The sequence below is a fragment of the Pseudomonas sp. Y5-11 genome (assembly GCF_022368695.1).
In the GTDB taxonomy this organism is placed as follows: domain Bacteria; phylum Pseudomonadota; class Gammaproteobacteria; order Pseudomonadales; family Pseudomonadaceae; genus Aquipseudomonas; species Aquipseudomonas parakoreensis.
This window is the reverse complement of record NZ_CP058974.1, coordinates 2,778,162-2,804,379: the sequence shown is the minus strand read 5'-3', so window position 1 is coordinate 2,804,379 and position 26,218 is coordinate 2,778,162. Positions and strand designations below refer to the sequence as shown.

General features: G+C 60.6%; 23 protein-coding genes. 19 read left to right on the top strand and 4 right to left on the bottom strand.

What is annotated here, in order from left to right; all coding sequences use genetic code 11:
- Positions 1-137: 137 nt before the first annotated feature.
- The 3 genes from HXW87_RS12645 (at position 138) to HXW87_RS12635 (ending at position 3,601) form a co-directional block, all read left to right on the top strand.
- The gene (locus tag HXW87_RS12645) at positions 138-1,496 is read left to right on the top strand and encodes a nucleobase:cation symporter-2 family protein (RefSeq protein WP_047292943.1); all 1,359 of its coding nucleotides are present in this window, start codon (positions 138-140) and stop codon (positions 1,494-1,496) included.
- Positions 1,497-1,655: 159 nt separating this feature from the next.
- The gene (locus HXW87_RS12640; protein WP_239779001.1) at positions 1,656-2,441 is read left to right on the top strand and encodes an outer membrane protein OmpK; all 786 of its coding nucleotides are present in this window, start codon (positions 1,656-1,658) and stop codon (positions 2,439-2,441) included.
- A 374-nt stretch (positions 2,442-2,815) separates the two neighbouring features.
- Complete coding sequence (locus HXW87_RS12635) at positions 2,816-3,601, top strand: outer membrane protein OmpK (RefSeq protein WP_041068818.1); 786 nt, start codon at positions 2,816-2,818, stop codon at positions 3,599-3,601.
- Between the two features lie 90 nt (positions 3,602-3,691).
- Here the strand turns inward: HXW87_RS12635 and HXW87_RS12630 are convergent, their stop codons facing one another.
- The gene (locus HXW87_RS12630; RefSeq protein ID WP_095667116.1) at positions 3,692-4,864 is read right to left on the bottom strand and encodes a patatin-like phospholipase family protein; all 1,173 of its coding nucleotides are present in this window, start codon (positions 4,862-4,864) and stop codon (positions 3,692-3,694) included.
- A gap of 35 nt (positions 4,865-4,899) precedes the next feature.
- Entirely contained in the window at positions 4,900-5,835 is a 936-nt protein-coding gene (locus HXW87_RS12625) for a lipid A biosynthesis lauroyl acyltransferase (RefSeq protein ID WP_047292940.1), read from the bottom strand.
- A 117-nt stretch (positions 5,836-5,952) separates the two neighbouring features.
- On the opposite strand from HXW87_RS12625, the gene minC reads away from it, so the two are divergent.
- The 8 genes from minC (at position 5,953) to HXW87_RS12585 (ending at position 14,147) form a co-directional block, all read left to right on the top strand.
- On the top strand, positions 5,953-6,690 hold the full coding sequence (gene minC / locus HXW87_RS12620) for a septum site-determining protein MinC (protein ID WP_027613349.1): 738 nt from the start codon (positions 5,953-5,955) through the stop codon (positions 6,688-6,690).
- A gap of 199 nt (positions 6,691-6,889) precedes the next feature.
- Complete coding sequence (gene minD, locus HXW87_RS12615; protein WP_007960626.1) at positions 6,890-7,702, top strand: septum site-determining protein MinD; 813 nt, start codon at positions 6,890-6,892, stop codon at positions 7,700-7,702.
- Positions 7,702-7,956: a cell division topological specificity factor MinE gene (gene minE, locus HXW87_RS12610; protein ID WP_003223146.1), complete on the top strand. Its 255-nt coding sequence runs from the start codon at positions 7,702-7,704 to the stop codon at positions 7,954-7,956. The genes minD and minE overlap by 1 nt, the downstream gene beginning before the upstream one ends.
- 91 nt (positions 7,957-8,047) lie before the next feature.
- On the top strand, positions 8,048-8,683 hold the full coding sequence (locus tag HXW87_RS12605) for an RluA family pseudouridine synthase (protein ID WP_121184458.1): 636 nt from the start codon (positions 8,048-8,050) through the stop codon (positions 8,681-8,683).
- Positions 8,684-8,861: 178 nt separating this feature from the next.
- On the top strand, positions 8,862-10,151 hold the full coding sequence (locus HXW87_RS12600) for a M18 family aminopeptidase (RefSeq protein ID WP_047292939.1): 1,290 nt from the start codon (positions 8,862-8,864) through the stop codon (positions 10,149-10,151).
- Positions 10,152-10,347: 196 nt separating this feature from the next.
- Positions 10,348-10,524 carry a hypothetical protein gene (locus HXW87_RS12595; protein WP_177327380.1) on the top strand — a complete coding sequence of 59 codons (177 nt, stop codon included), beginning with the start codon at positions 10,348-10,350 and terminating at the stop codon, positions 10,522-10,524.
- Positions 10,525-10,601: 77 nt separating this feature from the next.
- Positions 10,602-12,755, top strand: a complete 2,154-nt coding sequence (locus tag HXW87_RS12590; protein WP_239779000.1) for a mechanosensitive ion channel domain-containing protein — start codon at positions 10,602-10,604, stop codon at positions 12,753-12,755.
- A gap of 66 nt (positions 12,756-12,821) precedes the next feature.
- The gene (locus HXW87_RS12585; protein WP_239778999.1) at positions 12,822-14,147 is read left to right on the top strand and encodes an amidohydrolase; all 1,326 of its coding nucleotides are present in this window, start codon (positions 12,822-12,824) and stop codon (positions 14,145-14,147) included.
- A gap of 414 nt (positions 14,148-14,561) precedes the next feature.
- On the opposite strand, the gene HXW87_RS12580 is transcribed toward HXW87_RS12585, so the two are convergent.
- Complete coding sequence (locus HXW87_RS12580) at positions 14,562-15,275, bottom strand: UTRA domain-containing protein (protein ID WP_047292936.1); 714 nt, start codon at positions 15,273-15,275, stop codon at positions 14,562-14,564.
- A gap of 352 nt (positions 15,276-15,627) precedes the next feature.
- On the opposite strand from HXW87_RS12580, the gene HXW87_RS12575 reads away from it, so the two are divergent.
- The 6 genes from HXW87_RS12575 to HXW87_RS12550 all read left to right on the top strand — a co-directional run bounded on the left by HXW87_RS12575 (position 15,628) and on the right by HXW87_RS12550 (position 20,938).
- Entirely contained in the window at positions 15,628-16,695 is a 1,068-nt protein-coding gene (locus HXW87_RS12575; protein WP_239778998.1) for an ABC transporter substrate-binding protein, read from the top strand.
- A 133-nt stretch (positions 16,696-16,828) separates the two neighbouring features.
- Positions 16,829-17,635, top strand: coding sequence for an alkaline phosphatase family protein (locus HXW87_RS12570; RefSeq protein WP_239778997.1), 807 nt, complete (start codon positions 16,829-16,831; stop codon positions 17,633-17,635).
- 5 nt (positions 17,636-17,640) lie between these two features.
- Positions 17,641-18,477 carry an ABC transporter permease subunit gene (locus HXW87_RS12565; RefSeq protein WP_239779152.1) on the top strand — a complete coding sequence of 279 codons (837 nt, stop codon included), beginning with the start codon at positions 17,641-17,643 and terminating at the stop codon, positions 18,475-18,477.
- A complete protein-coding gene (locus HXW87_RS12560; RefSeq protein WP_007965346.1) occupies positions 18,464-19,264 on the top strand; it encodes an ABC transporter permease in 801 nt (266 codons plus the stop codon). Before HXW87_RS12565 ends, HXW87_RS12560 begins: the two co-directional genes overlap by 14 nt.
- Positions 19,261-20,250, top strand: a complete 990-nt coding sequence (locus tag HXW87_RS12555; protein WP_047292927.1) for an ABC transporter ATP-binding protein — start codon at positions 19,261-19,263, stop codon at positions 20,248-20,250. Before HXW87_RS12560 ends, HXW87_RS12555 begins: the two co-directional genes overlap by 4 nt.
- 34 nt (positions 20,251-20,284) lie before the next feature.
- Positions 20,285-20,938, top strand: a complete 654-nt coding sequence (locus tag HXW87_RS12550; protein ID WP_239778996.1) for an HAD family hydrolase — start codon at positions 20,285-20,287, stop codon at positions 20,936-20,938.
- A 97-nt stretch (positions 20,939-21,035) separates the two neighbouring features.
- On the opposite strand, the gene HXW87_RS12545 is transcribed toward HXW87_RS12550, so the two are convergent.
- Positions 21,036-21,998, bottom strand: coding sequence for a zinc-binding dehydrogenase (locus HXW87_RS12545; protein WP_121184446.1), 963 nt, complete (start codon positions 21,996-21,998; stop codon positions 21,036-21,038).
- A 138-nt stretch (positions 21,999-22,136) separates the two neighbouring features.
- Here HXW87_RS12545 and HXW87_RS12540 point away from each other — a divergent pair, with 138 nt between their 5' ends.
- Positions 22,137-24,221 carry a carboxy terminal-processing peptidase gene (locus HXW87_RS12540; RefSeq protein WP_161794910.1) on the top strand — a complete coding sequence of 695 codons (2,085 nt, stop codon included), beginning with the start codon at positions 22,137-22,139 and terminating at the stop codon, positions 24,219-24,221.
- Positions 24,222-24,354: 133 nt separating this feature from the next.
- On the top strand, positions 24,355-26,145 hold the full coding sequence (locus HXW87_RS12535) for a bifunctional diguanylate cyclase/phosphodiesterase (RefSeq protein ID WP_239778995.1): 1,791 nt from the start codon (positions 24,355-24,357) through the stop codon (positions 26,143-26,145).
- Positions 26,146-26,218: the final 73 nt, after the last annotated feature.

The window sequence follows — 26,218 nt, the reverse complement described above, 5'->3', positions numbered from 1 at the left end:
CTCTTTGCCTGAAGAGCAGGGACTGCTACGCAGTCCAGCGGGAGCAAGCTCCCTCGCCACAGACCTGATGCAAAGAAACAGCTGTGAGCAACCCGACAGCTGTTAATCACAAGAATAAAAAAGATCCGAGGTGTTGCATGTCCGAGCTGTCCAAAGCGCGCATCCCCGACGCACCCGCCATTCAGCGTTTGCCCCTTTTGCAACTGATCCTGGTCGGTTTGCAACATGTTCTGCTGATGTACGGCGGTGCCATCGCGGTGCCGTTGATCATCGGACAGGCCGCTGGCCTGAGTCGTGAAGAAATCGCCTTCCTGATCAACGCCGACCTGCTGGTCGCCGGTATCGCCACCATCGTCCAGTCGCTCGGCATCGGCCCGATGGGCATCCGCATGCCTGTGATGATGGGCGCCAGTTTCGCGGCGGTCGGCAGCATGGTCGCCATGGCCGGCATGCCCGGTATCGGTCTGCAAGGGATCTTCGGTGCGACCATTGCCGCCGGTTTCTTCGGCATGCTGATCGCTCCGTTCATGTCCAAAGTCGTGCGTTTCTTCCCGCCGCTGGTGACTGGCACGGTCATCACTTCGATCGGTCTGTCGCTGTTCCCCGTGGCCGTGAATTGGGCCGGTGGCGGAGCCGCCGCGGCGCAATTCGGTTCACCGATTTATCTGGCCATCGCCGCGCTGGTGCTGGCGACCATTTTGCTGATCCACCGCTTCATGCGCGGTTTCTGGGTCAATATTTCCGTGCTGATCGGCATGTGCCTGGGCTACGTGCTCTGCGGCGCCATCGGCATGGTCGACCTGAGCGGCATGGCCAACGCGCCATGGGTTCAGTTCGTCACCCCGCTGCACTTCGGCATGCCGAAATTCGAATTGGCGCCGATCCTGTCGATGTGTCTGGTGGTGGTGATCATCTTCGTCGAGTCCACCGGGATGTTCCTCGCGCTGGGCAAGATCACCGGTCAGGAAGTCTGCCCACGCATGCTGCGTCGCGGCCTGCTGTGCGATGCCGGCGCCTCGTTCGTCGCCGGTTTCTTCAACACCTTTACCCACTCCTCGTTCGCACAGAACATCGGCCTGGTGCAGATGACTGGCGTGCGCTGCCGCTCGGTGACCATCGTCGCCGGTGGCCTGCTGATCGTGCTGAGCCTGCTGCCGAAAGCGGCGTTCCTCGTCGCGTCTATTCCACCGGCAGTGCTGGGTGGCGCGGCGATTGCGATGTTCGGCATGGTCGCTGCCACCGGGATCAAGATTCTTCAGGAAGCCGACATCGGTGACCGTCGCAACCAGTTGCTGGTGGCAGTGAGCATCGGCATGGGCCTGATCCCGGTGGTGCGTCCGGAGTTCTTCGCGCATCTGCCGCTGTGGATGAGCCCGATCACTCACAGCGGTATCGCGATGGCCACGCTCAGCGCACTGACCCTGAACCTGCTGTTCAACATCCTCGGCGGCGCCGAACGCGCCGCGATCAACGACTGCCACGCACATCAGCATTAACCAAATCACCACAAAACCTTGTGGGAGCGAGCCTGCTCGCGAAAGCGTTGTGTCATTCAACAGTGATGGCGACTGACACGCCCTCTTCGCGAGCAGGCTCGCTCTCACAGGGGACGTGCAACACCCTGCCTCAACAATAAAAACAAGAGGGAGCAATCGATGATTCGCACGCAAACCAACGTTCTGTTGAGTGGCGGCCTGCTGGCCGCGAGTCAGGCCATGGCCGGCGATTTACTGCTGTGGCAGACCAACAGCCTGAGCTACCTGTACGGCAAGAACTTCGCGATCAACCCGTCGATCCAGCAGACGGTGACGCTCGAGCACGCCGACAAGTGGAAGTACGGCGACAACTTCCTGTTTGTCGACAAGATCTTCTACAACGGCCAGGAAGACCGCAACAAAGGCCCGCACACCTTCTACGGCGAATTCACCCCACGCTTCTCGTTCGGCAAGATCTTCGACCGGAAAATCGAATTCGGCCCGATCAAGGACGTGCTGCTGGCGATGACCTACGAGTACGGCGAAGGCGACAGCGAAGCCTACCTGATCGGCCCCGGCTTCGACCTGAAAGTGCCCGGCTTCAACTACGTGACCCTGAACATTTTCCGCCGCCAGACCGAAGGCCCGCGCCCCGGCGACGGCGTCTGGCAGATCACCCCGGGCTGGTCGTACAGCGTGCCGCTGGGCAACTCCGACCTGCTGATCGACGGCTATCTGGACTGGGTGGTCGACAACGATCAGAACTCGCGCGGCACTTACCACGCCAACCTGCACATCAATCCGCAGATCAAATACGACCTCGGCAAAGCCTTGGGCTGGAGCCAGAAGCAGCTGTACGTCGGCACCGAATACAGCTACTGGAAGAACAAATATGGCGTCGAAAGCAGTCACAACCTCGACACCAACCAGAACACCGCCAGCCTGCTGGTGAAGGTGCACTTCTGAGATGGCCCGCAACCGTGCCCCATACCTGTCGTCGGTGCTCTGTTGCGGGGCACTTGAGAGCTGGCCGAGGAGTCAGTATTCTCCGCGGCCTCTTGAATTCGGTCTAAAAAAAAGCCCGGATTTAATTCCTGACCGACGGGCCAACTTATCCCGGCCCCGGCCAGTACCGAGGCATCCCGAAAACACGCGCAATCGACTGTTTTTCAGCAGCCGAACGGGCGTTTTTTTGCTTTTCGAAAGCGTTGGCCCAGCTCTTGCTATCACCAGCGAAGCTGACCGATCGGATGACTTTTGCAGCAACGAAAAAAGGCGCCACACCAGAGCGCCGATCTTAAAAAAAATAAACGTGGAACACCTACTTTGGGAGCAACCGAATGAAACGTATGTGCACCAGCCTGATGCTCGCGGGATCGATGCTGGCCGGCGGCCAGGCCATGGCCGACGGCCTGCTGCAATGGCAGAACAACAGCCTGACCTACCTCTACGGCAAAGACTTCAAGGTCAACCCGGCGATCCAGCAGACCGTCACCTTCGAGCACGCCGATGCCTGGAAGTACGGGGATAACTTCCTGTTCATCGACAAGATCTTCTACAACGGCAAGCCAGACGGTGGCGTCGGCAACAACACCTATTACGGTGAATTCCAGCCGCGCATCTCGCTGGGCAAAGTCCTCGACCAGAAGCTCGAATTCGGTCCGATCAAAGACGTGCTGCTGGCGATGACTTACGAGTTCGGTGAAGGCGACGTCGAGTCGTACCTGATCGGTCCTGGCTTCGACCTGGCGATCCCGGGTTTCGACTACTTCCAGCTGAATTTCTACCAGCGCCACACCGACGGCTCGCGTCCGGGTGATAACGTCTGGCAGATCACCCCGGTCTGGTCCTACACCATCCCGGTCGGCAGCTCGAACGTGCTGATCGACGGTTACATGGACTGGGTGGTCGACAACGACGTCAACAGCAAAGGCGAATACCACGCCAACCTGCACTTCAACCCACAGGTCAAATACGACCTGGGCAAGGCGCTGCATTTCGGCGAGAAGCAACTGTACGTCGGTGTTGAATACGACTACTGGAAAGACAAGTACGGGATCGACGACACCCGTGGCTTCACCACCAATCAGAACGTGACCAGCTTCCTGGTGAAGTTCCACTTCTGATCTTAAAAGCTTCGCGAGCAGGCTCGCTCCCACATTCGACCGAGTTCCAATGTGGGAGCGAGCCTGCTCGCGAAGGCTTCACCGCAAATCTCAGGCCGGAACCACCGACTCGGTGATCCCCAGAAACCGGCACAATTCCTCGCGCTTGGCCAACGCATCGCGCCGTCCCAGGTCGATCAGCTCGCTGCAATACCCCGCCTCGAACAGCAGATAACTCAGCACCCCTGCCCCACTGGTCTTGGTCGCCCCCGGGCCGCGCAAGAACAGACGCAACGCCGCCGGCAACTCCTGCCGATGCCGCGCGGCGATCTCGTCGATCGGCTGACTCGGCGCAATCACCAGCACGTCCACTGGCGCTACCCCCAGTTCGCGAGTCGGCACGCCATCGGGCATCAGTCGACTGAACTGGTTCAGACGCTGGAGCAACTCGATGTCGCTTTCCAGACTGTCAATGAACGTGCTGTTGAGCATGTGCCCGCCGATCTGCGCCAGGGTGGGTTGCTGACCGGTGTAGGCGCGTTCCAGCGGCTGCTGCGGATCAAAACCGCGCGGGTTGCCGCTCACCCCCACCACCAGCACCCGGCTCGCGCCCAGGTGCAGCGCCGGACTGATCGGTGCCGATTGGCGGACTGCGCCGTCGCCGAAATATTCCTCACCGATTTTCACCGGGGCAAACAGCAACGGGATCGCCGAACTGGCCAGCAAATGGTCCACCGACAATTGCGCCGGCACGCCGATCCGTCGATGGCGCAACCACGCATCGATCGTGCCGCCGCCCTGATAAAAGGTCACCGCCTGCCCCGACTCGTAGCCGAACGCGGTTACCGCCACCGCATGCAACTGCTTGCGGGCGATGGATTCGGCGATGCCGGGCATGTGCAGTTTTTCATTGAGCAGGTCGCGCAGCGGCGAACTGTTGAGCAGCGCCACCGGCAGTTGCCGACCGATGCCGAGCAGGCTGTGACTGACAAAGCGGCTGGCCTGACGAATCACCCCGGGCCAGTCACTGCGCAACACCCGATGGCTGCGAAAGCCCTGCCAGAACAGCGTAAGGCGTTCGATGGCCGCGCGAAAATCGGTGGCGCCGCTGGCCAGGCTGACCGCATTGATCGCCCCGGCCGAAGTGCCGACGATCACCGGAAACGGATTGTCCGCGCCCAGCGGCAGCAATTCGGCAATCGCCGCCAGCACCCCCACCTGATACGCCGCCCGAGCCCCGCCGCCGGAAAGAATCAAACCTGTAACCGGTTCAGCTGGGCTCATCGCAACGCTCCGTGGTGCTTGAAAGGGTGAGTGAATCAGCCGCGTCGTTTGGGGTAAAGCTTCGGCTCGCCCGGTGGACGACTCTTGAAGCGGCGATGCGCCCACAAGTATTGCTCAGGGCAGGCGCGCAAGGCGCTTTCCACCCACTGGTTGATGCGGATGCAGTCGGCCTCTTCGGTTTCACCCGGAAAGTCTTCCAGCGGCGGATGAATCACCAGCTTGTAACCGCTGCCGTCGGCCAGACGCTCCTGAGTGAACGGCACCACCAGCGCTTTACCCAAGCGGGCAAACTTGGTGGTCGCGGTCACGGTCGCCGCCTGAATGCCGAACAGCGGCACAAAGATACTCTGCTTGGCGCCATAGTCCTGATCCGGCGCGTACCAGATCGCCCGGCCCGAACGCAGCAGCTTGAGCATGCCGCGCACGTCGTCACGCTCCACCGCCAGCGAATCGAGGTTGTGCCGCTCGCGGCCGCGACGCTGGACGAAGTCGAACAACGGGTTCTTGTGCTCGCGGTACATGCCGTCGATGGTGTGCTGCTGGCCGAGCAGCGCCGCGCCGATTTCCAGGGTGGTGAAGTGCGCGGCCATGAGGATCACGCCTTTGCCTTCGCGCTGGGCCTTTTGCAAATGCTCCAGGCCTTCGACGTGAGCCAGTTTGGCCAGACGCTCACGGGACCACCACCAGCTCATCGCCATTTCAAAAAACGCGATGCCGGTGGAGGCGAAGTTTTCCTTGAGCAGACGCTTGCGCTCGGCGGCGGATTTTTCCGGGAAGCACAGCTCCAGATTGCGTTTGGCGATGCGCCGCCGGTCGCCGGCCACGCGATACATCACTGCGCCCAGCACACGACCGATCGTCAGTAACACCGCATAGGGCAACTGCACGACCAGCCACAACAGCCCCAGACCGCACCAGAGCGGCCAGAAGCGGGGAGAAAGATAGGCTCTTCGAAAACGCGGGCGATCCATTAAAGCTTCCGTAAATTCAGTGGCCGCGCATTCTACATCGTTCGACCCGGCTTGCGGCTCGCGGGCGTTCTCGTTATAAGTCTCGGCACTTTTAGTGACAAGCCGTTGTATGCCGATATGAGCCAAAACGAATCGCCAGACCGAGATCCCGTGTTCCAGTTGAAGGGCAGCATGCTGGCCATTACGGTGCTGGAACTGTCCCGCAACGACCTCGACAGCCTTGATCGGCAACTGGCCGCCAAAGTCGCCCAGGCGCCGAATTTCTTCAGCAATGCGCCGCTGGTCCTGGCGCTGGACAAACTGCCGCCCGGCGAAGGCGCGGTCGATCTGCCCGGGCTGATGCGCGTGTGCCGCCAGCATGGTCTGCGCACCCTGGCGATCCGCGCCAGCCGTATCGAAGACATCGCCGCCGCCATCGCCATCGACATCCCGGTGCTGCCGCCGTCCGGTGCCCGTGAGCGGCCGCTGGAAGCCCCGGAACCGGAAGTCAAAAAGAAGCCGGAAAAGCCGCCGGAGCCGACGGTCAAACCGACCCGCGTCATCACCACGCCAGTACGTGGTGGCCAACAGATATACGCCCAGGGTGGCGATCTGGTCGTGGTGTCGTCGGTCAGTCCGGGGGCGGAACTTCTGGCCGATGGCAACATCCATGTATACGGCCCGATGCGCGGTCGCGCCCTGGCCGGCGTCAAAGGCGACACCAAGGCGCGGATTTTCTGTCAGCAATTGAGCGCTGAACTGATCTCCATCGCCGGGCATTACAAGGTTTCCGAAGATTTGCGCCGCGATCCACTGTGGGGCTCCGGTGTACAGGTCAGCCTGTCGGCCGACGTGTTGAACATCATTCGGCTTTAACGGATACTGCCGCATTTTCCAAGCATCTCTAAAACGTAGCGAAAACGGCTCAAACGAAGTAGGAAAAAGGATCAAGGAGCGTTTGCCCCCGGCAAGTGCGACTTGCGCCGAATTCCAGCCAAGGCTGTCCGACTGCAGTAGTTTTCAAGAGATGTTTTTCAGGGGCTAAACAGTCCTTCTTCCTTAGGGGTGAAACACCTTGGCCAAGATTCTCGTGGTTACATCCGGCAAGGGTGGTGTGGGTAAGACCACCACCAGCGCCGCTATCGGTACCGGCCTCGCTCTGCGCGGCCACAAAACAGTGATCGTCGACTTCGACGTGGGCCTGCGTAACCTCGACCTGATCATGGGTTGCGAGCGTCGCGTGGTGTACGACTTCGTCAACGTGGTCAACGGCGAAGCCAACCTGCAGCAGGCCCTGATCAAAGACAAGCGCCTGGAAAATCTCTACGTACTGGCCGCCAGCCAGACCCGCGACAAAGACGCGCTGACCCAGGAAGGCGTGGAAAAAGTCCTGATGCAGTTGAAGGAAGACTTCGACTTCGTGGTCTGCGACTCCCCGGCGGGCATCGAGAAAGGCGCGCACCTGGCGATGTACTTCGCCGACGAAGCGATCATCGTGACCAACCCGGAAGTGTCCTCGGTACGTGACTCGGACCGCATGCTCGGCCTGCTGGCCAGCAAATCGCGGCGTGCCGAACTCGGCGAAGAGCCGATCAAGGAACACCTCCTGCTGACCCGTTACAACCCGCAGCGCGTCAGCGATGGCGAAATGCTGGGCGTCGAAGACGTGAAGGAAATCCTGGCCGTGACCCTGCTGGGCGTCATCCCTGAGTCGCAGGCAGTCCTGAAGGCTTCCAACTCGGGTGTGCCGGTGATTCTCGACGACCAGAGCGATGCCGGTCAGGCCTACAGCGATGCCGTTGATCGTCTGCTGGGCAAAGAAAAAGAACATCGTTTCCTCGATGTTACGAAGAAGGGATTCTTCGAGCGCCTGTTTGGAGGTAGGTAATGAACCTTTTTGACTTCTTTCGTGCCAACAAAAAGCCAAGTACCGCCTCGGTAGCGAAAGAGCGTCTACAGATCATCGTGGCGCATGAGCGCGGCCAGCGCAGCACACCGGATTACCTGCCAGCCTTGCAGAAGGAACTGGTCGACGTGATCCGCAAGTACGTCAACATCGGCAACGACGACGTACATGTTGCACTGGAAAGCCAGGGCAGTTGCTCGATTCTGGAACTCAACATCACCCTGCCTGATCGCTGAGTCGATCCGGCAGGAACGACGGCGGTTCAGGGTCACTCCCATGCGGGAATGGCCCTGAACCGCCGTTGGCATTTGTTACGAGGCTGTTTTAATGCCGTTGTCCAACATCCGCATCATCCATCAGGACGCCGCTGTACTGGTGGTCGACAAGCCGACCTTGCTGCTCTCGGTGCCCGGTCGCGCCGACGACAACAAGGACTGCCTGATCACCCGCCTGCAGGAAAACGGCTACCCGGAGGCGCGTATCGTCCATCGCCTGGACTGGGAAACCTCCGGCATCATTCTGCTGGCCCGTGACGCCGACACCCACCGCGAATTGTCGCGACAGTTTCACGACCGCGAAACCGAAAAGGCCTACACCGCGCTGGCCTGGGGTCAGCCGGAACTGGACAGCGGCAGCATCGATTTGCCACTGCGCTACGACCCACCGACCAAACCGCGCCACGTGGTCGACCACGAATTCGGCAAACACGCACTGACTTTCTGGCGCGTACTGGACCGTTGCGGCGACTGGTGCCGCGTCGAACTGACGCCAATCACCGGGCGCTCGCACCAGTTGCGCGTGCACATGCTGTCCATCGGGCACCCGTTGCTGGGCGACGGGCTCTACGCCCACGAACAGGCCCTCGCCGCCTGGCCGCGCCTGTGCCTGCACGCCAGCATGCTCAGCTTCACCCACCCGCAAACCGGTGAACGTCTGCGCTTCGAATGCCCGGCACCGTTCTGACAAGCACCACCGAGCCCATGTGGGAGCGAGCCTGCTCGCGAAAGCAATTGATCAGTCAGCATCAATGTTGAATGTAATAGCGCTTTCGCGAACAGGCTCGCTCCCACAGGGATCCGGTCCGGATTCAATTCCCCGGCCGATGCGTTAAACTCGCGCCCATTGCTGTCTGGAGCTTCTTATGCGCGAAGAGTTGAACCAAGGCCTGATCGACTTCCTCAAGGCCTCCCCTACCCCGTTCCACGCCACCGCCAGCCTTGTTCAACGTCTGGAGGCCGCCGGTTACGTGCGCCTCGACGAGCGCGAGCCATGGACCACCGAGGCCAACGGCCGCTATTACGTCACCCGTAACGACTCCTCGATCGTCGCGATCAAAATGGGCCGCAACTCGCCGCTGCACGACGGTATCCGCCTGGTCGGCGCCCACACCGACAGCCCGTGCCTGCGGGTCAAGCCGCAACCGGAACTGCAACGTCAGGGCTTCTGGCAACTGGGCGTTGAAGTGTACGGCGGCGCTCTGCTGGCGCCGTGGTTCGACCGCGACCTGTCGCTGGCCGGCCGCGTCACCTTCCGTCGCGACGGCAAGGTCGAAAGCCAGTTGATCGACTTCAAGGCACCGATCGCGATCATTCCCAACCTGGCGATTCACCTCAACCGTGAAGCCAACCAAGGCTGGGCGATCAACGCACAGACCGAGCTGCCGCCGATACTCGCGCAGTTTGCCGGTGACGAGCGCGTCGACTTCCGTGCGGTACTGACCGATCAACTGGCTCGCGAACACGGCCTGAACGCCGACGTGGTGCTGGATTACGAGCTGAGTTTCTACGACACCCAAAGCGCGGCGATCATCGGCCTGCATGGCGACTTCATCGCCGGCGCGCGCCTGGACAACTTGCTGTCCTGCTACGCCGGCCTGCAAGCCCTGCTCAGCGCCGACACCGAAGAAACCTGCGTGCTGGTGTGCAACGATCACGAAGAAGTCGGCTCCTGCTCGGCGTGCGGCGCCGATGGCCCGATGCTCGAACAGACCCTGCGCCGCCTGCTGCCGGAAGGCGACGAGTTCGTGCGCACCATTCAGAAATCGCTGCTGGTCTCGGCCGACAACGCCCACGGCGTACACCCCAACTACGCCGAGAAGCACGACGCCAACCACGGCCCGAAACTCAACGCCGGCCCGGTGATCAAGGTCAACAGCAACCAGCGCTACGCCACCAACAGCGAAACCGCCGGATTTTTCCGCCACCTGTGCATGGCCGAAGAAGTGCCGGTGCAGAGCTTCGTGGTACGCAGCGACATGGGTTGCGGTTCGACCATCGGCCCGATCACCGCCAGCCACCTGGGCGTGCGCACCGTCGATATCGGCCTGCCGACCTTCGCCATGCACTCGATCCGCGAACTGTGCGGCAGCCATGACCTGGCACACCTGGTCAAAGTGCTGAGCGCGTTCTACGCCTCCCGTGAATTGCCGTAATCGCTAAACGATCATCTCTCGGGGTGATCACAAATCTCTGCAGGGGCTGCCGCAGGCTGCGATCTTTTGATCTTGTTTTTTGCAGTTCAAAAGCAAGATCAAAAGATCGCAGCCTGCGGCAGCTCCTACACAGATCAATACAGCTTCAATGAAACCGACCTAGACTTACATCATCCCCTTCGACAAGGCAGTCTCCATGATCTCGATGTCTTCGTTCCATGCCATGCTCGTCCCGATCCTGAGCGGGATGATCCTGCTGGCCATCGGCTTCAACTTCCGCGACAAGAACGCCGGCGTCTTCGCCATGTGGATCGGCATGCTGATGATCCTGGCGACCGTGGTCTACAAGATCCTCGCCAAACTCAACGAATAAATCCGCGCCCGGCTCGCATTGATTCTGACTGCCTCGTACACTCGCTCAATTCGCCCCTTTGCGAGGTTGACCGCCTAGTGTTCGCTCGTCTGTTTGCTCTGCCCTGCCTGTTCCTTGTCTGCCTGATGACGCTGCTGCCGCTGGCCCCTGCCCACGCGGTCGGCTTGCCGGGACTGCTCAACTCCACCAAGGCGCAGCCCGAGGCGCAGGAACCGTTGGGCCAGTCGCTGGATGAAGTCATCAAGTCGCTGGAAAACGACAAGCAACGCGCACAGTTGCTGAGCGATCTGAAAAAGCTGCGCGACGCCACCAAGAAAGCCCAGGTTTCACCGGAAGAAGGCGTGCTGGGCCTGATTGGCGGCACGCTGGCCAGTTTCGAGAAGCAGTTCTCCGGCGACGACAGTCCGCTGACCCGCTGGTCCGACGAGTTCGATCTGGCCAGGGACGAACTCGATAACCTGATGTTGCCAGCCAGCGAGTGGCTGCCGATCATCTTCGGCTTCGCGGTGATCCTGATGGTCTGGAGCCTGCTCGCCGCCGCGCTGATCTGGCTCGGTCACCGGGTGCGCATGCGCTTCGGCCTGACCGAAGAACTGCCGCAGCACCCCAAGGCCCTCGACATGCTGCGCTTCGCCCTGCGCAAGCTCGGGCCATGGCTGATCGCGTTGGTCATCACCGTTTACATGAGCTACGCGCTGCCGTCGTCATTGGGCAAGAGCCTGGCGATGGTGCTGGCGTATGCGCTGGTGGTCGGCACCTGTTTCTCGGCGATCTGCGTGATCGCCTTCTCGCTGCTCGACGGCCCGCACCGGCACCGGGCGCTGTACATCCTGCGGCATCAGGCGTTCCGTCCGCTTTGGCTGATCGGCAGCTTCGCCGCGTTCGGTGAAGCGCTCAACGACCCGCGCCTGGTGGAAAGCCTCGGCGTGCATTTGGCGCACACCACCGCGACCGTCACCAATGTCCTCGCGGCGCTGTTCACCGGGCTGTTCATCCTGCGTTTCCGCCGGCCAATCGCCCATCTGATCCGCAACCAGCCATTGTCCCGTCGCCTGACCCGCCGCGCCCTCAGCGACACCATCGATATCCTCGGCACCTTCTGGTACGTGCCGGCGCTGGTGCTGGTCGGGATTTCGCTGTTCGCCACCTTCGTCTCCGCCGGCGACACCAGCACCGCCCTGCGCCAGTCACTGATCTGCACGGTGCTGCTGGTGATGTGCATGGTGATCAACGGTCTCGTGCGCCGGCACTCACTCAAACCGCAACGCGGGCCGAAGCGCCATGCCTTGTACTCGGAACGCCTGAAAAGCTTCTTCTACACCCTCGCCCACCTGCTGGTGTGGCTGATCTTCATCGAGCTCGGCCTGCGCGTCTGGGGCAAATCGCTGATCGGCTTTGCCGAGGGCGAAGGCCACGACGTCAGCGTCAAACTGTTCAGCCTGATCGGCACGCTGATTTTCTCCTGGCTGGTCTGGATCCTCGCCGACACCGCCGTGCATCACGCCCTTACCCGCTCGCGCAAAGGCCTGGCGAATGCCCGCGCGCAGACGATGATGCCGCTGATCCGCAACGTGCTGTTCGTGGCGATTTTCATCATTGCGCTGATCGTCGCCCTGGCGAACATGGGTATGAACGTCACGCCACTGCTGGCCGGTGCCGGTGTGATCGGTCTGGCCATCGGTTTCGGTGCGCAGTCGCTGGTGGCGGATTTGATCACCGGCCTGTTCATCATCATCGAAGACTCGCTGGCCATTGATGACTACGTCGATGTCGGCGGGCATCTGGGCACTGTCGAAGGCCTGACCATCCGCACCGTGCGCCTGCGCGACATCGACGGCATCGTCCACACCATCCCGTTCAGCGAAATCAAAAGCATCAAGAACTACTCACGGGAATTCGGCTACGCGATCTTCCGCGTGGCGGTGCCGTACAACATGGAAATCGACGACGCGATCAAACTGATGCGCGAAGTCGGCCAGAAAATGCGCACCGACCCGCTGCAACGGCGCAACATCTGGTCGCCACTGGAGATCCAGGGCGTGGAAAGTTTCGAGTCCGGCAGCGCAATTTTGCGTGCGCGCTTCAAGACCGCGCCAATCAAGCAATGGGAAGTTTCCCGCGCCTTCAACCTGTCGCTCAAACGCCATCTGGACGAGGCCGGGCTCGATCTGGCGACGCCACGCATGAGCGTGCAGGTCATCACTGCCGGTGGTGGCCAGCCGAAGGAATAGCACTTCGCGCAGACACTCGGGTCACAGGCAGGGAAGCCAGAAAAACAATAACCATGGAGAAACCCGATGCAGCTGACACGTATCGCCCAGACCGTTCTGTTCACGCTGCTGGCCGGCACCGCCAGCGCCGCCACCCTGGACAGCACCCGCGAACAGATCGCCGCGCAAGCCAAGGCACTTGAGCCGCAACTGCTGGAAACCCGCCGCGACATCCACGCCCATCCGGAACTGGGCAACACCGAAACACGCACCTCTGAACTGGTCGCCAAACAGCTCAAGGCCATGGGCCTGGAGGTCAAAACCAACGTCGCCCGCACCGGCGTGGTCGCCATCCTCAAAGGCGCCCTGCCCGGCCCGACCGTGGCCCTGCGCGCCGACATGGACGCATTGCCGGTCAAGGAAGTCGCCGACCTGCCCTTCGCCTCGAAAGCCAAAAGCACCTACCTAGGCAAAGAAGTCGACGTGATGCACGCCTGCGGCCATGACGCCCACACCGCGATCCTGTTGAGCACGGCGAAAATCCTCACCGGTCTGCGCGACACCCTGCCCGGCACCGTGGTGTTCTACTTCCAGCCCGCCGAAGAAGGCCCGAGCGACTTCATCCCCGACGGCAAGAACACCTGGGGCGCAAAAATGATGGTGCAGGAAGGCGTGATGAAATCACCCAAACCCGACGCCGTATTCGGTCTGCACGTCTGGGCCGGCGTTCCCGCCGGACAGATTGCCTACCGCCCCGGCGCCACCCTGGCCAGCTCCGACGACCTGCGCATCAAAATCCTCGGCAAACAAACCCACGCCGGCCGCCCGTGGGACGGCATCGACCCGATCACCGTCGGCGCGCAAACCATCGTCGGCCTGCAAACCGTGGTCAGTCGGCGCACCGATATTTCGTCTTACCCGTCGGTGGTCAGCATCGGCACCATCAATGGTGGCACCCGCTACAACATCATTCCCGAGTCCGTGGACATGAGCGGCACCATCCGCTCCTACGACTACGGCATCCGCCAGAAACTCCACGCCGACGTACGCCAGACCATCGAAAACATCGCCGAAAGCGGCGGCGCGAAAGCCGACGTGACCATCATCGAAAAATACGACCCCACGATCAACAACCCGGCACTGACAGAAAAAATGCTGCCGACGTTGAAGTGGGCAGCCAAGGATGACGTGGTCAATGCGCCGCTGGTGGGCGGCGCGGAAGACTTCTCGTTCTTCGCCAAGGAAGTACCGGGGTTGTTCGTATTTCTCGGCGTCACACCACGGGATCAGGACATGAGCAAGGCCGCGCCGAATCACAATCCGGGGTTCTTTGTGGATGAGTCGGCGCTGGTGGTGGGCGTACGCACACTGGCCTCACTGGCAACAGACTACCTCTACACCAACACCCACTAACCTGTAGGAGCTGACGAGTGCAACGAGGCTGCGATCTTTTAGTGTGCTGAAGATCAAGATCAAAAGATCGCAGCCTTCGGCAGCTCCTACACAGGATGAGCGTTAGCTCGGCTGCAGCTCTTGATCTTGATCCACGGGCGACGTCGGAAGGCTGAGTGGAGGGATTGATCCGGGGTGGGAGCGCAGCGACCGTTTGGCGCAGCCAAACACAGCGAGAGGAGGTGCAGCGAAGCAAACCGTAGGCGCTGCCCCCGGAACAATCCCGGAGCGAAGGAACCCCGAGCCCCAGCGAGCGGGCCGAACGCAGGAGCAAGCGTTTTTGGTTACTTTTGAGGCGTTTGTCAAAAGTGACCCGCCGTAAGGGCGGAACCCTAAGCCGCCGTTACCGCAGCAACGGATATTCACCCAAAACGATCAAACCACATCAACCCCCACATGAATCGCATCATGCCGCCAAAACTCCAGATCACAATCAATCAACCGCTCATGCTGATCATAATTGACCCGAGCAATCCGTAACCCCGGACTCCCGACAGACACGCGCAAAGCCGCCGCCGCATCCACCGCCAACGACGTCGGCACAATCTCGAACCGCACCCGCCCATAGTGCAAATCGTAATGCCGCGCATACAACTCGGTCATCGACTGATTCAAATCGAACCCCAGAATCCCCGGAAAATACTGCGGATTCAGATAATGCTCCACATACAGCACCAGCCGCCCGTCAATCCGCCGCGACCGGCAAATCTGGATCACGCTGGACAACGCCGGCAACTGCAACCACGCACACACCGCCGCCGAAGCCGGCTGCAGACGCGCGGAAATCACCTCGGTCGACGGCACCCGGCCCTGCGCACTGACCATCGCGTGAAAGTGACTGCGCTGCATCAGGTTGTACGCCAGACGCGGCGGCGAAACGAACCAGCCTCGGCGCTCCTCGCGATAGATCTGCCCCTGTGCCTCCAGTTGCAACAACGCCTCACGCACAGTAATGCGCGTAGTGCCGAACAACTCACTGAGCTTGCGCTCGGCCGGCAGCTTGCTGCCCGGCGCCAACAGGCCGTGATCGAGCTGCTCCTGCAGCACCTGGCCGATGGCTGTCACCGCTTTTGTTGCCTCATCGCGCATCAACGTTACCTATCTGGACTAGACCAGCACTGTTTCGGGGCAAAAACCGTACGGCCTGCAAGCCGTTTCCATGTCTTGCAAGCCTAGGCAGTGCAGATGACCGAGAGATGACAAACCCGCCCGACGGTCGCCCTCATGACTTGCAATACCTCGGCCAAGTCCCTTGCCAGCCGGGGCTTTGACCTTGGTCTACGCTTAGCGGGCAAGCGCCGAAACCGGGCCAATAAAAGGCCTGCCGGGCGACCGCCGACATCAAAGTGTCATCCAGCCCCCTTAAATTGGCTCAGGTATTGCTGACCTAGACCAACACAAACCGCAATCGCAGCGTTGAACACGACCAAGGAGCTTCGGAATGAAACAGCTTTTCCTGGCAACACTGTTAGGCTCGACCATTGCAATGTGCACCGCCGCCATGGCGGCCGACACCGATCTGAAAACCCTCGAAGCCGCTGCGAAAGCGGAAGGCGCCGTCAACAGCGTCGGCATGCCCGATGACTGGGCCAATTGGAAAGGCACCTGGGAAGACCTGGCCAAGACCTACGGCCTGAAACACATTGATACCGACATGAGCTCGGCCCAGGAAATCGCCAAGTTCGCCGCTGAAAAAGACAACGCCACCGCCGACATCGGCGACGTCGGCGCCGCCTTCGGCCCGATCGCGGTCAAGCAGGGCGTGGTGCAACCGTACAAACCGAGCACCTGGGATCAGGTGCCGGCCTGGGCCAAGGACAAGGACGGCAACTGGGCATTGGCCTACACCGGCACCATCGCCTTCATCGTCAACAAGAAGCTGCTGCACGGTTCAGAAGTACCGACCAAATGGGCTGACCTCAAGGGCGGCAAATACAAGGTTTCCATCGGTGACGTGAGCACCGCCGCGCAAGCCGCCAACGGCGTACTCGCCGCGGCCCTGGCCAACGGTGGCGACGAGAAAAACCTCCAGCCGGCCCTGCTGCTGTTTGCAGACATCGCCAGGCAAGGTCGCCTGTCGATGGCCAACCCGACCATCGCCACCATGGAAAAAGGCGAGATCGAAGTCGGCGTGGTATGGGACTTCAATGGTCTGAGCTACAAGGCCAAGATGGCCAACCCGGATGACTACGTGGTGCTGATCCCGTCCGACGGCTCGGTGATTTCCGGCTACACCACCATCATCAACAAGTACGCAAAAAACCCGAACGCCGCCAAGCTGACCCGCGAATACATCTTCAGCGACGCCGGCCAGACCAACCTGGCGCGCGGCAACGCCCGTCCGATCCGTGCCGAACATCTGCAACTGCCGGAAGACGTGAAAGCCAAGCTGCTGCCAAACGAGCAGTACAAGAACGTCACGCCAATCAAGGACGCCGACGCGTGGGAAAAAACCTCCAAGGCCCTGCCGCAGAAGTGGAACGAAGAAGTCATCGTCGAGATGAAGTAATCCTTCATCTGTAGGAGCTGCCGCAGGCTGCGATCTTTTGATCTTGCTTTTAAAAGGCAGAGTCAAAAGATCGCAGCCTGCGGCAGCTCCTACATTGAACGATCCAAGTTTTGTTTTCGGAGTTTTTGCCCCTATGAAGCACAACGTCATCCTTGTCGTGCTCGACGGTCTCAATTACGAGGTCGCGCGGCACGCCATGGGGCATCTGCAGGCTTACGTTGGCGCAGGACGCGCCGCGCTCTATCAGCTGGAGTGCGAGTTGCCGGCCCTGTCCCGACCGCTTTACGAATGCATCCTTACTGGCGTGCCGCCGATCGACAGTGGCATCGTCCACAACAACGTCGCGCGTCTGTCCAACCAGCGCAGCATCTATCACTACGCCCGCGACGCCGGTCTGAAAACCGCCGCAGCGGCCTATCACTGGGTCAGCGAGCTGTATAACCGCTCGCCGTTCGTCGTGGCCCGCGACCGGCACACCGAAAAACTGTCATTGCCGATTCAGCACGGCCACTTCTACTGGAGCGATCACTACCCGGATTCGCACCTGTTTGCCGATGCGGAAAACCTGCGTCTGCGCCATGCGCCGAACTTTCTGCTGATTCACCCGATGAACATCGACGACGCCGGCCACAAGCACGGCCTCGACTCCACGCAATACCGCAACAGCGCACGCTCGGCGGACATCATCCTCGCCGACTACCTGCAAGGCTGGCTTGATGCGGGCTATCAGGTGCTGGTCACCGCCGACCACGGCATGAACAACGACCGCTCGCACAACGGCCTGTTGCCGGAAGAACGCCAGGTGCCGCTGTTCGTTTTCGGTGACGCCTTCAGCTTCAATATTGATGCCGCGCCGAAACAAACCGAGATCTGCGGCACCGTCTGCGAACTGCTCGGCGCCCCCCACGACAAACCTGTATGCCGGGAGCTGCTCAAGTGAATGCCATGACTCGCGGCAAATGGCTGGCAGCCCTGTGCCTGGTGCCGTTCGCCCTGTTCTTTATCGTGTTCGAAATCGCCCCGCTGGTCTGGGTGATGATCAACAGCCTGCAATCGGAAGAATTCGGCTGGGGCCTCGCCAACTTCAGCAAGATCTTCAGTTCCAAGTTCTATCTGCAGGCAATCCAGTACAGCCTGGAGATCAGTTTCTGGTCGAGTGTGTTCGGCATCATCATCGCCGTGCTCGGCGCGTACTCATTGCGCCGGGTCGACTCGAAACTGCGCAACTTCGTAAATGCCTTCGCCAACATGACCAGCAACTTCGCCGGCGTGCCCCTGGCCTTCGCGTTCATCATCCTGCTCGGTTTCAACGGCAGCATCACGATCATGCTCAAGCAGGCCGGGATCATTCAGGACTTCAACCTGTACTCGAAAACCGGCCTGATCATTCTCTATACCTACTTCCAGATTCCCCTCGGCGTGCTGCTGCTCTACCCGGCCTTCGACGCCTTGCGTGAAGACTGGCGCGAATCCGCTGCGCTGCTCGGCGCCAACGGCTGGCAGTTCTGGCGGCATATTGGTCTGCCGGTGCTGACCCCGGCACTGCTCGGTACGTTTGTGATCCTGCTGGCCAACGCTCTCGGCGCCTACGCCACGGTGTACGCCTTGACCACCGGTAACTTCAACGTGCTGCCGATTCGCATCGCGGCAATGGTTTCCGGGGATATTTCCCTCGATCCGAATCTGGCCAGCGCCCTGGCCGTGGTGCTGGTGGCGTTGATGACCCTCGTCACTGTCGTGCATCAATTGCTGCTGAAGAGGAGCTACCATGTCTCGCGCTGAATCCGGCCCGGCCGGCGTCTACCACCGCGTCGTGGTTTATTTGCTGTTCGCGATCCTGCTGCTGCCGCTGGTGGGTACGCTGATCTATTCGATCGCCAGCAGCTGGTCGGCGACCATCCTGCCTAGCGGCTTCACCTTCAAGTGGTACCTCCAGCTGTGGAGCGATCCACGCTTCCTGCATGCTTTCGGCCAGTCGCTGCTGGTGTGCGTGGGCGCGCTGGTGCTGTCGGTGGTGCTGATCCTGCCGTTGCTGTTCGTGGTGCATTACCACTTCCCGAAGCTCGATGCGCTGATGAACATCCTGATCCTGCTGCCCTTCGCGGTGCCGCCAGTGGTGTCGTCGGTAGGCCTGTTGCAACTGTACGGTTCCGGGCCGCTGGCGATGGTCGGTACGCCGTGGATCCTGATCGGTTGCTACTTCACCGTGGCGCTGCCGTTCATGTACCGGGCGATCACCAACAACCTGCAGGCGATCAACCTGCGCGACCTGATGGACGCCGCGCAACTGCTCGGCGCCAGCACCTTTCAGGCCGCGTTTCTGGTGGTACTGCCGAACCTGCGCAAAGGCCTGATGGTCGCGTTGTTGCTGTCGTTCTCGTTCCTGTTCGGGGAATTCGTGTTCGCCAACATCCTCGTCGGCACGCGCTACGAAACCCTGCAGGTATACCTGAACAACATGCGCAACAGCAGCGGCCACTTCACCAGTGCGCTGGTGATCTCGTACTTCTTTTTCGTGCTGGTCCTGACCTGGATCGCCAACATCTTGAACAAGGACAAAAGCGAATGAGCTACGTCAGCGTCCAACACCTGCAGAAAAACTACGCGGGCACCACGGTGTTCAGCGACATCAACTGCGAGATCAACAAGGGCGAATTCGTCACCCTGCTCGGCCCGTCCGGTTGCGGCAAGTCCACCCTGCTGCGTTGTATCGCCGGGCTGACGCCGGTGGATGGCGGCAAGATCCTGCTTGATGGCGTCGACATCGTGCCGCTGAGCCCGCAGAAACGCGGGATCGGCATGGTGTTCCAGAGCTACGCGCTGTTCCCCAACATGACCGTCGAGCAGAACGTTGCCTTCGGTCTGCGCATGCAGAAGGTCAATCCTGACGACAGTCACAAACGCGTCAGCGAAGTGTTGAAACTGGTTGAACTGCACGACTTCGCCAGCCGCTATCCGCATCAGTTGTCCGGAGGCCAATGCCAGCGTGTCGCCCTCGCCCGCTCCTTGGTCACCCGCCCACGCCTATTGTTGCTGGATGAACCGCTGTCGGCGCTGGATGCGCGAATCCGCAAACACCTGCGCGAACAGATCCGCCAGATCCAGCGCGAACTCGGCCTGACCACCATCTTCGTCACCCACGACCAGGAAGAAGCGCTGACCATGTCCGACCGGATTTTCCTGATGAACCAGGGAAAGATCGTGCAAAGCGGAGACGCCGAAACCCTCTACACCGCACCGGTCGATGTGTTCGCCGCCGGCTTCATCGGCAACTACAACCTGCTCGACGCCGACAGTGCCTCAAAGTTGTTGCAACGGCCGATCAACCACCGCATCGCCATACGCCCGGAAGCCATCGAACTGAGCCTCAATGGTGAACTCGATGCGCAGATCCGCAGCCACAGCCTGCTCGGCAACGTGATCCGCTATCGGGTCGAAGCGCGCGGTGTGGAACTGGTGGTGGACGTGCTCAACCGCTCGGCGGCGGATCTGCATCCCGACGGTCAGCGTCTGGCGCTTTCCATCGATCCGACGGCCCTGTGTGAGGTAGCCTGATGACTTTGCTGACGTTGAAGAGAGAACTGCACTGATGGCCCTGGCAATTTTTGATCTGGACGAAACCCTGATCCACGGCGACTGCGCCACCCTCTGGAGCGAGCAGATGGGGCGCCTGGGCTGGGTCGATCCCGAGTCGTTCATGCGCAAGAACAACGAGCTGATGGACGCCTACAGCCATGGCAAATTGCGCATGGAAGAATTCATGGCGTTCAGCCTCGAACCGCTGATCGGCCGTACCCCGGAAGAGCTCGAGCACCTGGTCGGCCCATGGGTCGAAGACTTTATCGAACCGATCATCTTCAGCGACGCGACCAAAACCATCGCCGCCCATCGCAAGGCCGGCGACCGGATACTGGTGATCTCGGCCTCGGGCACGCACCTGGTCAAACCGATCGCCGAGCGCTTGGGCATCGACGAAATCCTCGGCATCGAACTGGACGTCGCACACGGTGTTTACAGCGGCCAGACCGTCGGCACGCTGACCTACCGCGAAGGCAAGATCACCCGCCTGCTGGAGTGGCTGGACGCCGAGGAAGAGAACCTGGAAGGCGCGAGTTTCTACTCCGACTCACGCAATGACTTGCCGTTGCTGCTGAAGGTGGATTTCCCGCATGTGGTGAATCCGGATCCGGTGCTGCTGGAGCATGCCGAAAAAGCCGGCTGGCCGATCCATCTCTGGAAGTAAAAACAAAGATCGCAGCCTGCGGCAGCTCCTACAGGGTGTACACCCTCCCACTGTAGGAGCTGCCGCAGGCTGCGATCTTTTGATCTTGCCCTTCCAATCAGCTCAGACTGTCGTCAATCACCAGCACCACTTTCCCCGAAACCGTATTGCTCGCCAGCTCGGCAAACGCCGCCTCGGCGTCTTTCACCGGAAAGGTTTTCGCCAGTTGCGGACTCAACCGTCCTTCGGCAAACAGCGGCCATACATGCTGGCTCAAGTCGCTGAACAGGTCGGCCTTGAACTGATCATCGCGACTGCGCAACGTCGAACCGAGCAACTGCACACGTTTGGCCAGTACCTGTGCCAGGTCCAGTTTCGCCTCACGCCCGCCCATCAGACCAATCAGCACCCAGCGTCCATCCAGCGCCGTCAGCTTGAGGTTCAGCGCCGCGTAATTGCCGCCGACCGGATCGAGGATCACGTCAAACGGGCCGAAGTCGCGCAGACTCTCCAGGTCATCGCTGCGCACCACCCCGCCCTGGGCACCCAGCGCTTCACAGTAGGCCAGACGCTCGGGCGAGCCAACGCTGACCCAACAGGGATTGCCAAACGCCTTGCACAGCTGAATGGCGGCTGAACCAATTCCACTCGCGCCAGCATGCAGCAGAACCTTCTCGCCCGGTTTCAACGCCGCCAGTTGAAACACGTTGAGCCAGACCGTTGCATAAACCTCGGGTAATGCCGCGGCCTCGATCAACGAAACACCTTCGGGCACCGGCAGCACGTGCCGTCCGTCGACGACCACCTCTTCAGCCATTCCGCCCCCGGCCAGCAACGCGCAGACCCGGTCGCCGACCTGCCAGGACGAGCCGGCGCCGACTTCGCTGATCACCCCGGAGCACTCAAGACCGAGCACCTGACTGGCACCGGGCGGCGGTGGATAAAGCCCGGCTTTCTGTAATAAATCGGCGCGATTGAGGCCGGCTGCCGCCACACGAATGCGCACTTGTCCTACATCACATGCCGGACTCGGCTCTTCAACCCATGCCACTTGACCTTCAACGCCTTGCAATGCCTTCACAGTGCCTCCATAGTGAGTCTGGACTGAGCCCGAAGCTGTAGCGCCGGGCTTTTTGCATTATGCGACCGGCTCTCGTAGAACCGGCGACTTCAAAGACGGCCTAATATGCGTTATCAATTGTCCCCGCGTCGAATCAGCATGAAGCATTTGCTCCCCAGCACCGCCCTCGCTCTTTTCATCGGTATCGGCTTGTTGCCGATGTCGGGCAAAACCTTCGCAGCCAACAGCTGGGACAACTTGCAGCCTGATCGCGACGAAGTGATCGCCAGTCTCAACGTCGTCGAGTTGCTCAAGCGTCACCACTACAGCAAGCCGCCGCTCGACGATGCGCGCTCGGTGATCATCTACGACAGCTACATCAAGCTGCTGGACCCGTCGCGCAGCTATTTCATGGCCAGCGACATCGCCGAATTCGACAAGTGGAAGACCCAGTTCGACGACTTCCTCAAAAGCGGCGACCTCAACGCCGGGTTCACCATCTACAAGCGCTATCTGGACCGCGTCAAGGCGCGTCTGGACTTCGCCATTGCGGAGCTGAACAAGGGCGTCGACAAGATGGACTTCACCACCAAGGAAACCCTGCTGATCGATCGCAAGGACGCCCCTTGGCTCAAATCCACCGCTGAACTCGACGACCTGTGGCGCAAACGCGTCAAGGACGAAGTGCTGCGGCAGAAGATTGCCGGCAAGGATTCCAAGCAGATCCAGGAAACCCTGACCAAGCGCTACAAGAATCAGTTGGCGCGCCTCGATCAGACCCGCGCGGAAGACATCTTCCAGGCGTACATCAACACCTTCGCCATGTCCTACGACCCGCACACCAATTATCTGTCGCCGGATAACGCGGAGAACTTCGACATCAACATGAGCCTGTCCCTGGAGGGCATCGGCGCCGTGTTGCAGAGCGATAACGATCAAGTGAAAGTCGTGCGTCTGGTGCCGGCAGGCCCGGCCGACAAGACCAAACAGGTCGCACCGGCCGACAAGATCATCGGCGTTGCCCAGGGCAACAAAGAGATGGTCGACGTGGTGGGCTGGCGTCTGGACGAAGTGGTCAAGCTGATCCGCGGCCCGAAAGGCACCGTGGTGCGCCTGGAAGTGATTCCGGCGAGCAATGCGCCGAACGACCAGACCAGCAAGATCGTGCCGATCACTCGCGAAGCGGTGAAGCTTGAAGACCAGGCGGTGAAAAAGTCCGTGCTGAACCTGAAACAGGACGGCAAGGACTACAAGCTCGGCGTCATTGAGATCCCGGCCTTCTACCTTGACTTCAAGGCGTTCCGCGCCGGTGATCCGGATTACAAGAGCACCACCCGTGACGTCAAGAAACTGCTGACCGAACTGCAGAAAGAGAAAGTCGACGGCGTGGTCATCGACCTGCGCAACAACGGCGGCGGCTCCCTGCAGGAAGCCACCGAACTGACCAGCCTGTTCATCGACAAGGGCCCAACCGTCCTCGTGCGTAATGCCGATGGCCGCGTCGATGTCCTCGAAGATGAAAACCCGGGCGCGTTCTACAAAGGCCCGATGGCACTGCTGGTCAACCGCCTGTCCGCGTCGGCTTCGGAGATTTTCGCTGGCGCCATGCAGGACTACCATCGCGCATTGATCATCGGTGGCCAGACCTTCGGCAAAGGCACCGTACAGACCATTCAGCCGCTGAACCATGGCGAACTGAAACTGACCCTGGCCAAGTTCTACCGGGTGTCCGGGCAGAGTACCCAGCATCAGGGCGTGCTGCCGGACATCGACTACCCGTCGATCATCGACACCAAGGAAATCGGCGAAAGTGCCCTGCCGGAAGCCATGCCGTGGGACACCATCAAGGCGGCGATCAAGCCGGCCTCCGATCCGTTCAAACCGTTCCTCGCGCAGCTCAAGTCCGAGCACGACGCACGCAGCGCCAAAGACGCCGAGTTCGTGTTCATCCGCGACAAGCTGGCCCTGGCGCAGAAGTTGATGGAAGAAAAAACCGTCAGCCTCAACGAAGCCGATCGTCGTGCCCAGCACGCGGACATCGATGCCAAGCAACTGGCGATGGAAAACATCCGTCGCAAAGCCAAAGGCGAAGAGCCGCTCAAAGAGCTGAAGAAAGAAGATGAAGACGCGCTGGCTGCGGCTGAGCCGGACAAGGTCAAACCAGAGGACGACGCTTACCTGAGCGAAACCGGTCGCGTCCTGCTGGATTACCTGAAGCTGAGCAATCAGGTGGCCAAGAAGTAAGATGATGGCAATTTAATGGTGACGCTCCCCGGAGCGTCATCAAACAGTCATCATTCTGTCGTGAAATAAAGGACTGGGAGCGCCTCTTCAAGCAAGAGCGCTCCCAGTCCTTTTTTTATCGCCAGAGATTGCCATGACCACGACCGAACAGCTGAGTGCCTTGAGCTCGATCCTGACTCAAAGCGGTTTGCACAGCCTGTTCCAGCCGATCATCTGTCTCTCCGAGCGTCGCATTCTCGGCTACGAAGCCCTTACCCGAGGCCCGTCCAACAGCCCGCTACACTCGCCAATCGCGCTGTTTGCCGTGGCGCGTCAGGCCGGCCGCTTGAGCGAACTGGAGATCGCCTGCCGCCAGTCGGCCTGCCGTCGTTTCAACGAGCAGCAATTGCCGGGCAAGCTGTTCCTCAACGTCTCGCCGGAGTCACTGCTCGAGGCTGCGCACCAACCGGGACGGACCCTGCAATTGCTGCAGGACTTCGGCATTCCGCCGAGCCAAGTGGTCATCGAACTCACCGAACAGACGCCGATCGACGATTTCCAGTTGCTGCAAACCGCGCTGCATCACTATCGGGCGATGGGCTTTTCGATTGCGCTGGATGACTTGGGCGCCGGCTATTCGAGCCTGCGTCTGTGGTCAGAACTGCGCCCGGACTACGTGAAGATCGACCGGCACTTTATCGACGGCATTCATCAGGACGCGTTGAAACGAGAGTTCGTCGGCTCGATCCTGCAAATCGCCAAGGCCTCGCGGGCGCAGGTGATTGCCGAGGGGATCGAGTTGCCGGAAGAATTGGCGGTGCTGACCGAAATGGGCGTCGATCTGGTACAGGGTTACCTGCTCGGTCGTCCACAGGAGCATCCGCCCCGCGACGCCCGGGCCTTGATGCCGAAACACGACAGCAGCGCCGTAGCGTTGAACGATGAAGGCAGCGATCTCAGCGCCCTGCTCAACGATCAACCGGCGGTGCATCGCGACACACCAACCGCGACGGTGCTGGAGGCCTTTCGCCGTCAGGCCAATCTGAACTCACTGGCGGTGCTCGACGAACAGGGCCAGCCATGCGGTATCGTCCATCGCCATTCGCTGTCCGACGCACTGCTCAAACCGTTCGCCACCGACCTGTTCGCACGCAAACCGATCAGCCGCCTGATGAACGATGACTTCCTCGCCGTGGAAATGAGCCAGTCGCTGCAACAGGTCAGCCGCCTGATCACCAGTCGCGCCCGGCAGCGCATCGAAGAAGATTTCATCATCACCCTCAATGGCGGCTATCTCGGCCTCGGTCGGGTGATCGACGTGCTCAAACTGATCACCGAACTGAAAATCCAGCAGGCGCGCTACGCCAACCCGTTGACCCTGCTGCCCGGCAACGTGCCGATCCAGCAATGCCTGACCCGCCTGCTGCAACAGGGCCGCGAATCGATCATCTGCTACGTCGACATCGACAGCTTCAAACCCTTCAACGACATCTACGGCTACGGCCGTGGCGACGAAGTCCTGCTGTGCCTGGCGCAATGCCTGAACGAACGCGTCGACCCGTCCCGCGACTTCGTCGGCCACATCGGCGGCGACGACTTCCTGCTGGTGCTCGGCCCGGAAGACTGGCGCAAACGCCTCAATCAACTGCTCGACGACTTCCAGAGCCAATGCCGCCGTTTCTATCGCCCGGAGCACCTTGAAGCTGGCTGCTTCATCGCGCCGAATCGCCAGGGTGTGCGGCAGGAGTTTCCGCTGCTCTCGTTATCGATCGGCGTCGTCCACCTGCAACCCGAGGCCTGCGCAGAACTGGATGCCAGCCAACTCGCGGAAATGGCTTCGCAGGCGAAGCATCATGCGAAGAATGTTCCGGGGTATAGCGTGCATGTGATTGATAGTCTCAGTGCTGCCGACCTTCAACTGCCGCAACTGATTGGTCAACGATGATTCCACAGACGACATAACCACTTTTCCAAATCTGAAAAAAATTATTCAGATCAACTCCAGAACTTAAAAAAGC

What these genes read in the sequence shown, in the direction of transcription:
- HXW87_RS12600 (WP_047292939.1), top strand. Translation starts at nt 8,862, where the DNA reads ATGCGCGAAGAGTTGAACCAAGGCCTGATCGACTTCCTCAAGGCCTCC.
- HXW87_RS12630 (WP_095667116.1), bottom strand. Translation starts at nt 4,864, where the DNA reads ATGAGCCCAGCTGAACCGGTTACAGGTTTGATTCTTTCCGGCGGCGGG.
- HXW87_RS12555 (WP_047292927.1), top strand. Translation starts at nt 19,261, where the DNA reads ATGAGCTACGTCAGCGTCCAACACCTGCAGAAAAACTACGCGGGCACC.
- HXW87_RS12640 (WP_239779001.1), top strand. Translation starts at nt 1,656, where the DNA reads ATGATTCGCACGCAAACCAACGTTCTGTTGAGTGGCGGCCTGCTGGCC.
- minE (WP_003223146.1), top strand. Translation starts at nt 7,702, where the DNA reads ATGAACCTTTTTGACTTCTTTCGTGCCAACAAAAAGCCAAGTACCGCC.
- HXW87_RS12540 (WP_161794910.1), top strand. Translation starts at nt 22,137, where the DNA reads ATGAAGCATTTGCTCCCCAGCACCGCCCTCGCTCTTTTCATCGGTATC.
- HXW87_RS12535 (WP_239778995.1), top strand. Translation starts at nt 24,355, where the DNA reads ATGACCACGACCGAACAGCTGAGTGCCTTGAGCTCGATCCTGACTCAA.
- HXW87_RS12580 (WP_047292936.1), bottom strand. Translation starts at nt 15,275, where the DNA reads ATGCGCGATGAGGCAACAAAAGCGGTGACAGCCATCGGCCAGGTGCTG.
- HXW87_RS12605 (WP_121184458.1), top strand. Translation starts at nt 8,048, where the DNA reads ATGCCGTTGTCCAACATCCGCATCATCCATCAGGACGCCGCTGTACTG.
- HXW87_RS12575 (WP_239778998.1), top strand. Translation starts at nt 15,628, where the DNA reads ATGAAACAGCTTTTCCTGGCAACACTGTTAGGCTCGACCATTGCAATG.
- HXW87_RS12595 (WP_177327380.1), top strand. Translation starts at nt 10,348, where the DNA reads ATGATCTCGATGTCTTCGTTCCATGCCATGCTCGTCCCGATCCTGAGC.
- HXW87_RS12585 (WP_239778999.1), top strand. Translation starts at nt 12,822, where the DNA reads ATGCAGCTGACACGTATCGCCCAGACCGTTCTGTTCACGCTGCTGGCC.
- HXW87_RS12570 (WP_239778997.1), top strand. Translation starts at nt 16,829, where the DNA reads ATGAAGCACAACGTCATCCTTGTCGTGCTCGACGGTCTCAATTACGAG.
- HXW87_RS12560 (WP_007965346.1), top strand. Translation starts at nt 18,464, where the DNA reads ATGTCTCGCGCTGAATCCGGCCCGGCCGGCGTCTACCACCGCGTCGTG.
- HXW87_RS12645 (WP_047292943.1), top strand. Translation starts at nt 138, where the DNA reads ATGTCCGAGCTGTCCAAAGCGCGCATCCCCGACGCACCCGCCATTCAG.
- HXW87_RS12550 (WP_239778996.1), top strand. Translation starts at nt 20,285, where the DNA reads ATGGCCCTGGCAATTTTTGATCTGGACGAAACCCTGATCCACGGCGAC.
- HXW87_RS12625 (WP_047292940.1), bottom strand. Translation starts at nt 5,835, where the DNA reads ATGGATCGCCCGCGTTTTCGAAGAGCCTATCTTTCTCCCCGCTTCTGG.
- HXW87_RS12565 (WP_239779152.1), top strand. Translation starts at nt 17,641, where the DNA reads ATGACTCGCGGCAAATGGCTGGCAGCCCTGTGCCTGGTGCCGTTCGCC.
- HXW87_RS12635 (WP_041068818.1), top strand. Translation starts at nt 2,816, where the DNA reads ATGAAACGTATGTGCACCAGCCTGATGCTCGCGGGATCGATGCTGGCC.
- minC (WP_027613349.1), top strand. Translation starts at nt 5,953, where the DNA reads ATGAGCCAAAACGAATCGCCAGACCGAGATCCCGTGTTCCAGTTGAAG.